This window comes from Deinococcus sp. (assembly GCF_018260555.1).
GTDB lineage: Bacteria > Deinococcota > Deinococci > Deinococcales > Deinococcaceae > Deinococcus.
In genome coordinates, this window is sequence record NZ_JAGLBB010000086.1 from 1 (window position 1) to 8,134 (window position 8,134).

The following is an 8,134-nucleotide window of genomic DNA, read 5'->3' on the forward strand; positions in this document are numbered from 1 at the left end:
CCGGCCGCGCTGGCTCAGGTGGCGCGCGACCTGAGCGCCACCGACGCCGCCCTGAGCGCCGCGCGCGAACGCGCCGGCAGCCTCGCCGAGCAGGAACGCTCGGTGCGCGAACGCCTGGAACGCAAGACAGAACTTCAGGAGCGCGCGCTGGCCGCCTCCCACACCCTGGACACCTGGCAGGCCCTGGCGAACAGCCTCAGGGCCAACGAATTCCAGCAGTTCCTGCTGGCCGAGATCGAGGCGCAACTCCTGACCCGCGCCGGGATCCTGCTGCACGAGATCAGTGACGGCCGCTACCGGCTGGCCCTTCAGGGCGGCGAGTACGTCGTGCAGGACCTCTGGAACGCCGGCGAGGTGCGCGGCGTGAAGACCCTGTCCGGCGGCGAGACCTTCCTGGCGTCCCTGGCGCTGGCCATCGCCCTGAGCGATTACCTGGCGGGCAACAAGGTGCTGGGCGCGCTGTTCCTTGACGAGGGCTTCGGGACGCTGGACCCTCAGGCGCTCGAAGCGGTGGCGAACGCCCTGGAGAACCTGCGCACCCAGGGCCGCATGGTGGGCGTCGTCACGCACGTCGAGAGCCTCTCCGAACGACTGCCCAGCCGCCTACTGGTCACCAAGAGCGTGGCGGGCAGCTCCGTGCAGCGACTGGACCTGTAGCGCATTCACGCCACAGGGAAAAAGGGGGCGCGCGCAGCAGTGCGCGCCTGCCAACTGCGTGCCCTCCTGGCCACCCTTAGGGCTGGTTCTCTTCCCGGTCCAGCTTGGCGAAGATCATGCGGCCCACGTTCGTCTGCACGTTGTTCACCACGAGCACGCGGGTGGGTTTACCCCGGAACTTCAGGCCTTCCTCCACGACGACCATGGTGCCGTCCTCCAGGTACCCGACGCCCTGCTCCTTCTGCTGACCGCCCTTGCTGATGGTCACGGTCAGGTGATCCCCGGCCTGCACCTGGGGTTTGAGGGCCACGGCCGCCTCGTGAATGCTCAGGATCTGCACGCCGTGCAGCCGGGCGATCTTGCCGAGGTTCCCGTCGTTCGTGATGATGCGCGCCCCGGTCTCGCGGGCCAGGCGGATCAGCTTGTCGTCGGTGGTGGGCAGCGCCGGGTCGTCCCAGTCCTCCACGCGCAGCGGCCGGACCTCACGCAGTTCCTCCAGGACGCTCAGGCCACGCTTGCCGCGCGTGCGTTTCTGCGCGTCGTAACTGTCCGAGAGGATCTGCAATTCCCGCAGGATAAAGGCCGGCACGACGATATCCCCGTCCAGGAAGCCGGTGCGGGCCAGCTCCAGGATGCGGCCGTCGATGATCACGTTGCTGTCCAGCAGTTTGCTCCCAGGACGGCGGCGCACCGGCGCGAAGGCCAGCAACCCGAGGGCCTCGGCGTTCCGCACGGCGAACGACACGAAAAACGCACCCAGGCTCAACGTGATGACCACGTTCCACACCCAGTTGTACAGCGGCAGGCTCCTGAACAGCGTGCTGATCAGGACGCTCAGCAGCAGCGCCACGATCAGGCCGAAGGTCGCGGCGGCCACCGTGCGCGGCGACAGACCCACGTACCAGCGGCCAAAGCGGGCCAGCAGACCCTGCGCGGCGCTCTCGATACGGGGCGCGATCAGCAGCGCGGTCAGCATTCCGGCCAGCATGAGACTCAGGGTGTTCACCCACCCCAGCTCGGTGGGTTGAGCGGCAGCCAGTGCACGCCCGCCCACTGCTCCGAGCAGCAGGCCCAGCAGCGTCACGAACAGACGAACAGGAAGCACGCCCATCACTCTAACCGCTGCGGCGCCTCAAACGTCCCCAGCGTTCTCCACCTGTGCAGCCTCGCTGGCGGCTCAGCGTGACAGGTGACACCCGCAATCCACAGGGCCACCCCCCGCCGCTATAGACGCTGGCACCAACGATAAGCACCCGAAGGAAAAGCTCAAATGCTGACACGGATGACGTCTGTTTCGTTGACAACGCGGAACGTCTCCGGGTCAACTTCACGCCTGGAACCCGTTCCCTTGCGCCTGCTGGCGTCGGCCCGTTCCGGCCTCCTGAATTTTTCGGGGTTCGCAACCTGCTCATGCGACACCCTGCTTACCCCGTGCCGGGCGGCGATGACTGCCACGGTACATAAGAAAAACCCCCGCCTGAGCGGGAGTTTCCGGTTGGTAGACTCGAGGAGATTTGAACTCCTGACCCCTACAGTGTCAATGTAGTGCTCTACCCCTGAGCTACGAGTCTGTATGCCGTGCAGCGCGGTGCTGTGTGGGCGGGGTGTGTTGGAGGCGCTGACCGGACTCGAACCGGTGGTGGAGGTTTTGCAGACCTCTGCCTTACCACTTGGCTACAGCGCCATGCCCGTTGGTCCGTGCCGTCCGGCGTTGGTTCCATCTGGCGTCAGGCTGTCCCTTGCGGGCGGCTGGCAGGTCTTTCCTCTCCAGCGGAAGGAATGTTAGCACGGACCTTGTGCGCTGTAAACAGGGGGGCTGGGCGGGCGCCGGATGGTCCTGCGCGGCACGCCGGGCCGCGTTGCCAACCTGCCACCGAAAGAGGTCCGCCTGTCCGGTCCCCCTGTCCGGGCTGACGCGCAGGGCGTGAGTTCCTGTCCCTGATCCCGTCATTCGGTGAACTGTTCTAGAGTGCCTGGGTGAAACGAACACATCTGGTTCTGACGGCCCGCGTGGTCGCACTCGGCGCGGCCCTGGCCCTGAGCGTGTCTCAGGCGCAGTTGATGGGCACACCGGCGCAACTGGCGGCGCAACCGGCCCTGAAGGGCTTTGCGGCGCAGGGCGGCGGCCTGCTGGTCAGCGGTGGCACGCGGGTCACGGCGGACGTGGCGGGCGGGCGCGTGGTGGGCGTGTTGGTGGAGGCCGACTCGGTGGACGGACTGGCCCGTGGCCTGGGAGCCGGGTGGAACGTCGCCGAGAAGGACCTGCCGAAGCTGGTACAGAACCTCTCGAACCCGGCGTTGCTGGCCGCCGCCCGCACCGGGTACGTGGACCTGACGGACGACAGCGGCACGGACCTGATCGCCTTGAAGGTCACGGGGACCGGCCCGGCCACGCGGTACCTGGGCTACGTGGCCGTGAAGATCTGGCCGGACAGCGCCTTCCCTCCCGTGAAGGCCGCTGTGGGGGCCGCAGGCGCTCCGAACGTGCTGCGGGTGTTCAGTGACTTCCAGTGTCCGTACTGCAAGCAGCTGTGGGATTCGTCCATGCGGGACTGGCGGGCCGCTCCGGCGTCGTTCCGGGTGGTGCACTACGAGTTCCCGCTGCCGTTCCACCGGAACGCGCAGGGGGCGGCCGAGGCGAGCGAGTGCGCGGCCGCGCAGGGAACATTCTGGGCGTTCGCGGATCAACTGTTCGCCAACTTTGCCACCTGGACCCCACTGGACCCGAAAGACGCTCCCGCCAGGTACGCCGCATACGCCAGGGCCGCCGGACTGGACACGGCCGCCTTCAAGACGTGCGTGGGTCAGCGGACCTTCCGGGCCGACGTGGACGCGCAGGTGAAGTCCGGCGCGGGCGTAACCGTGCAGGGTACGCCCACCGTGTTCCTGAACGGCATGAAACTCAAGAATTACTCGGACACGGCCGAGGTGGCGCAGGTGCGGGCCGTGACGACCGCCACGCCGGGAGCCGCCAGTCTGATCGACGCGCGGCTCAAGCTGTTCCGGTAGGTACCTGGCCCTGAACAGCGCGGGGTTCTGGAACACCACCGGAACCTCTCCATTCCTGTCCCAGCGTACGTCTTTCGGTAGTTGCGCCGCTCGGTTGATCTGACGATCACCTTCGAGATGAAACGAACTCTGATGAAATGGGTTGCCAAACCCGTCCCATCCGAGCGGAGCCCAGTGGAAGCAAGGCCAGTGGGCACCGCAGCAGACCGAATTCGTACGACACACAGCCTGGCCCCAGCGCAGGGGGCCGAGCTGTATGTCGCGTGGCGTTATGCGCGGGTCTTGTAACGCGTGAGCAATTCGTTCCTCAGGTCGTCGAAGCCCACGCCTTTGCGTTCCTTGAGGCCGTCGGGGGTGCGTTCGCGGACGCTGACTTCGCGGCCTTCCTGCTCCTTGTCGCCGACGATCAGCATGACGGGAATCTTGCTCAGTTCGGCGGTGCGGACCTTGGCGTTCATGCGGTTTGACGAGTCATCGACTTCGGCGCGCAGGCCAGCGGCGTGCAGTTCATCCCGCAGTTGCCAGGCGTAGTCGTTGTGGCGGTCGGCGATGGGGATGATCATGATCTGGCGGGGCGCGAGCCACAGCGGGAAGTCCCCGGCGTAGTGTTCGATCAGAATGCCGGTGAAGCGTTCGACGCTGCCGAAGGGGGCGCGGTGAATCATGATGGGGCGGTGGTCCTGGCCGTCCTCGCCGACGTAACTGATGTCGAAGCGTTCCGGGAGGTTGTAGTCGACCTGGATGGTCCCGAGCTGCCATTCGCGGCCCAGGACGTCCTTGACGACAAAGTCGAGTTTGGGGCCGTAGAAGGCGGCGTCACCGGGTTCGATGGTGTAGGGCAGGCCGACTTCCTCGACGGCTTCGGTGATCTGCCGCTCGGCGAGGTTCCAGTTGGCCTCGTCCCCGACGTACTTGTCCGAGCCGGGGTCGCGGGTGCCGACGCGGAAGCGCACATCGGTCATGCCGAAGGTTTTCAGGACCAGCACGGTCAGGTCGAGGACATCCAGGAATTCCCGTTTCAGCTGGTCGGGGCGGCAGAAGATGTGCGCGTCGTCCTGCGTGAAGCCGCGCACGCGGGTCAGGCCGTTCAGTTCGCCGCTCTGCTCGTAGCGGTACACCGTGCCGAATTCCGCCAGCCGCACCGGCAGGTCGCGGTACGAGCGGGGTTTGCTGCCGTAGATGCGCACGTGATGCGGGCAGTTCATGGGCTTGAGCATGTACTGCTCGTCATCGACCTCGATGGGGTTGAACTGCGACTCGGCGTAGTACGGGTAGTGGCCGCTGGTGCGGTACAGGTCGAGGTTCCCGATGTTGGGCGTGATGACACCCTGGTAACCGCGCTTGAACTGCTGTTCCTTGAGGAACGCGGTGAGTTCCTCGCGCAGAACCGTGCCGTTCGGCAGCCACAGCGGCAGGCCCTTGCCGACCATGGGGTCGATGGTGAACAGTTCGAGTTCCTTGCCCAGTTTGCGGTGGTCGCGGCGCCTGGCTTCTTCCAGGGCGTGCAGGTACCCGTCGAGTTCCTTCTGAGTGGCGAACGCCACCCCGTACACGCGTTGCAGGATGGGGTTCTTCTCGTTGCCGCGCCAGTACGCGCCCGAGGTGCTCATGAGCTTGAACGCGCCGGGCAGGCGGCCCGTACTCGGGAAGTGCGGCCCGCGGCACAGGTCCGTGTAGTCACCCTGGGTGTAGAACGTGATGGGTTCGTCCTCGGGGAGGCCCGCGATGAGTTCCTGCTTGTACGGGTCGTGCGGGAACTGCGCGAGGCCCTCGGCGCGCGTGATCTCGCGGCGTGTGAACGGCAGGTTCCGGCTGATGATGTCCCGCATGACCTTCTCGATTTCCGGCAGGTCCTCTTCCTTGATGGGTTCGGGCAGGTCGAAATCCTGGTACCAGCCGTTCTCGATGCTGGGGCCCACGCCACGCTTGATCTGATCGTCCGCGTACCCCTTGGCGCGGTAGTACTCGCCGACCGCCTGACTCATGACGTGCCCCAGCGAGTGCCGGAACAGCGGCGCGGCGTCGCCCGGGTTCTTCTTGGTGATCAGCGTGATGGCCGCGCCGTCGGGCAGGGGCGTCATCAGGTCCACCAGTTCACCATTCGCGGTGGCGGCCACGGCGTCCCCGGCAAGGCGTTCACCGATGGCCTTCGCGGCGTCCAGCGCGGTCGCGCCCTGAGTGAGTTCCAGTTGTCTACCATCGGGAAGAACTACGTGCATATCAACCTCTTTTCCGGCAGGCCGCCTTCAGCGCCCACCAACGTCCATCGAGAAAGCCCGGCCTGACCACACCCAGCAGAACGCCTGAAAACCACGGAAGGTGGGTTCTCAGGCACTGAGAGTTCGCGTGACCAGCCCGGGCAACAGCGGCATTCGGCGCAGCCCCACGCCACGCATCACCAGACCGGAGTGACGGGCGGGAAGCTTCATGGAGGCAGGATAGCGCCCGGGAACAGGCGGCAGCAACCGCACACGCACGCGGCACATACTGGGAACATGCCCCTGCTGCCCGTACACGTCGAGGAAACGCCCCGCTGGTGGCCCGCCGCGCGCCTGCTCCTGATTCTTTCCCTGCTGATCCTGCCAGCCGTGCTGTTACTTCCACCCGTGTTGAGGCTGCCGGTGTACTCCGTGCAGGGCGGGACCCTCACGGCGCGATCGCTGGGCGCGCGGGTCGTCATTGCGCCCGGCACGCCCGTCCAGTCGCGGGCCGTCACGCTGCGCGGCAAGGTGATCGGCAGCGTCCTGCCGGGATACACGGTTGGCCTGTTCCGCACGCCCACCGGCCGCGCCCAGGTGTTCAGCGACGGCTCGCAGGGACACTCGGCGCTGGTGTTCGCCACCCGGCCACCCACCGTCCTGACGCCCGCCGACCCGCATGCACTGCTGCGCGCCTGGAGGGCGGGAGAGAATGGCAGCTTCCGGCCCGCCCGCGCCGCCAGACCCGACTGGACGCTGTTGCTCCTGCTGCCGCTCGTACCCATCGCTGTTCTGCTGCTCGCCCGGCCGCGCCTGGCCTACCGGCTGGACGGCGATACCCTGACCGTCCGGACTGCCTCGACCACCCTGCGGTTCCCCCGGCACGACACCCGCGCCGCCCTGACGCACACCCCCCTGGGGACGCGGCTGTTCGGGACCGCCGTGCCCGGTTACTACACCGGCACGTTCAGCAGCCGCGCCGGAACCGGCGGGAAGATCCAGGCCGCAGCAGGGGCCGCACGCCCGGGGCAGGCCGTAATCCTCACCCATAACGGCCGGGAGTACTACCTGACACCCACCGACCCGCAGGCGCTGATCGACTGGTTCCGCTCCGGCACGGTGCCCCCAGCCGTCCGACCGGCCGGGCGCTGATCCGGCCCTGCTCCCTCACCACGGCAGCCTGCCGGGTCGGCCAGCCACCGGTGCCACTCCGGTTTGCTGCCCCAGTACGACGTGCCCGCCCAGAAGTCCGCGATGTGCGGGTACGCAGCGATCAGCAGGGACCGCAGCCCGGCCTCCAGTTCCGGCGTTAAGTACCTTGAAGCTCACATGGCGCCATGCCGGGAAAGCGCCGGAACCTCTCCATTCCCGCTCCAACGTACTTTCTTCTGCTCCGCGCTTCGCGCGGTTTATCTACAAGTAAACGCAGTGTACTTAGAGCGTCGCGGGGCGTGACGTGCGAGGTCAGGGTCACGGACTGCGCTCCGGGTGCGGGTTGCCGGGTCCCCCGGATCGATCCCGAACAACAGCTCCCCCTCCCCCTCATCTTCCATGAATCCCATGTCCAGCAGCATGGGCCGTCCCCGCTCGAAAGCAGTGGAAACGAGCGGACGAACCCTGAGGTTGCTTTCGTTTATCAGCGCACTGCTCATGCTCTCAGCGTAACGGCGCGCGCAGTCCCGGCGGGGCGCAGGTGCGCACGGGCCGCCCCAGGTGACCGGAGGCGGCGTTCAGAGCACAGGCTTACCAGTTCTGCGCGGGGGTGGGGGTGCTCCCGGTCAGGCCTTTGGGGTTGGGTCCCCATTTGTTGCTGCCGGGCTCGCCGTCGAGGACCGTGAAGATGAAGATCACGAGACCGCCCAGCGGCACGAAGTTCAGCAGGTACCACCAGCCGCTCTTGCCGGTGTCGTGCAGGCGGCGCACGGCGATGGCGAGGCTGGGAATGAAGGTGGCGAGCACGTAAAGCGCGTAGATCACTGCGAAGATCAGGGTGCTGCCGGTCAGGGCGGTGCTGGGGTCCGCGGCAGCGTCGTTCTGCATGCTCATCAGGACGCCATAGAGCGGGATGGACAGCACGAACTGGATGATGCCATTGATCAGGGTGTACATCCAGTACTCACGGCGGCGGGCACGGCCCCGGAAGTTGGCGTAGTTGTTGCGGATGGCGTTGATGTAGTCGTTCATGGTGTCTCCCCTGACCGCCTGACAGATTTTATGAGATGAAGTGAAAACTGACGTGCCAGCCGTTCTTGAGTGCTTCCAACGAGGAC

6 protein-coding genes and 2 tRNA genes are annotated in these 8,134 nt (G+C 66.6%); 3 read left to right on the top strand and 5 right to left on the bottom strand.

Annotated elements, in window-relative coordinates; all coding sequences use genetic code 11:
* Positions 1-657 (top strand): SMC family ATPase (locus tag QZ271_RS12970; protein WP_291432140.1); only part of this gene is annotated, 657 nt, incomplete at its 5' end.
* 76 nt (positions 658-733) lie between these two features.
* Here the strand turns inward: QZ271_RS12970 and QZ271_RS12975 are convergent.
* From QZ271_RS12975 to QZ271_RS12985, 3 genes are all read right to left on the bottom strand, one after another.
* Entirely contained in the window at positions 734-1,762 is a 1,029-nt protein-coding gene (locus QZ271_RS12975) for a PIN/TRAM domain-containing protein (RefSeq protein ID WP_291432142.1), read from the bottom strand.
* Positions 1,763-2,153: 391 nt separating this feature from the next.
* Positions 2,154-2,228 (bottom strand) — tRNA-Val (locus QZ271_RS12980).
* A gap of 39 nt (positions 2,229-2,267) precedes the next feature.
* Positions 2,268-2,341: transfer RNA gene (locus QZ271_RS12985), tRNA-Cys, on the bottom strand.
* Positions 2,342-2,634: 293 nt separating this feature from the next.
* On the opposite strand from QZ271_RS12985, the gene QZ271_RS12990 reads away from it, so the two are divergent.
* Positions 2,635-3,666 (top strand): thioredoxin domain-containing protein, encoded by a 1,032-nt coding sequence (locus QZ271_RS12990; protein WP_291432144.1) that lies wholly within the window; start codon positions 2,635-2,637, stop codon positions 3,664-3,666.
* A gap of 269 nt (positions 3,667-3,935) precedes the next feature.
* Here the strand turns inward: QZ271_RS12990 and thrS are convergent, their stop codons facing one another.
* Positions 3,936-5,885, bottom strand: coding sequence for a threonine--tRNA ligase (gene thrS / locus QZ271_RS12995; protein WP_291432146.1), 1,950 nt, complete (start codon positions 5,883-5,885; stop codon positions 3,936-3,938).
* 276 nt (positions 5,886-6,161) lie between these two features.
* On the opposite strand from thrS, the gene QZ271_RS13000 reads away from it, so the two are divergent.
* Positions 6,162-7,016 carry a PH domain-containing protein gene (locus QZ271_RS13000; protein ID WP_291432158.1) on the top strand — a complete coding sequence of 285 codons (855 nt, stop codon included), beginning with the start codon at positions 6,162-6,164 and terminating at the stop codon, positions 7,014-7,016.
* Between the two features lie 591 nt (positions 7,017-7,607).
* On the opposite strand, the gene QZ271_RS13005 is transcribed toward QZ271_RS13000, so the two are convergent.
* Positions 7,608-8,048 carry a DUF805 domain-containing protein gene (locus QZ271_RS13005; protein WP_291432160.1) on the bottom strand — a complete coding sequence of 147 codons (441 nt, stop codon included), beginning with the start codon at positions 8,046-8,048 and terminating at the stop codon, positions 7,608-7,610.
* Positions 8,049-8,134 lie beyond the last annotated feature (86 nt).

Bases quoted from the DNA above. Each gene is read 5' to 3' on its own strand.
- QZ271_RS13005 (WP_291432160.1), bottom strand. From the start codon at position 8,048: ATGAACGACTACATCAACGCCATCCGCAACAACTACGCCAACTTCCGG.
- thrS (WP_291432146.1), bottom strand. From the start codon at position 5,885: ATGCACGTAGTTCTTCCCGATGGTAGACAACTGGAACTCACTCAGGGC.
- QZ271_RS13000 (WP_291432158.1), top strand. From the start codon at position 6,162: ATGCCCCTGCTGCCCGTACACGTCGAGGAAACGCCCCGCTGGTGGCCC.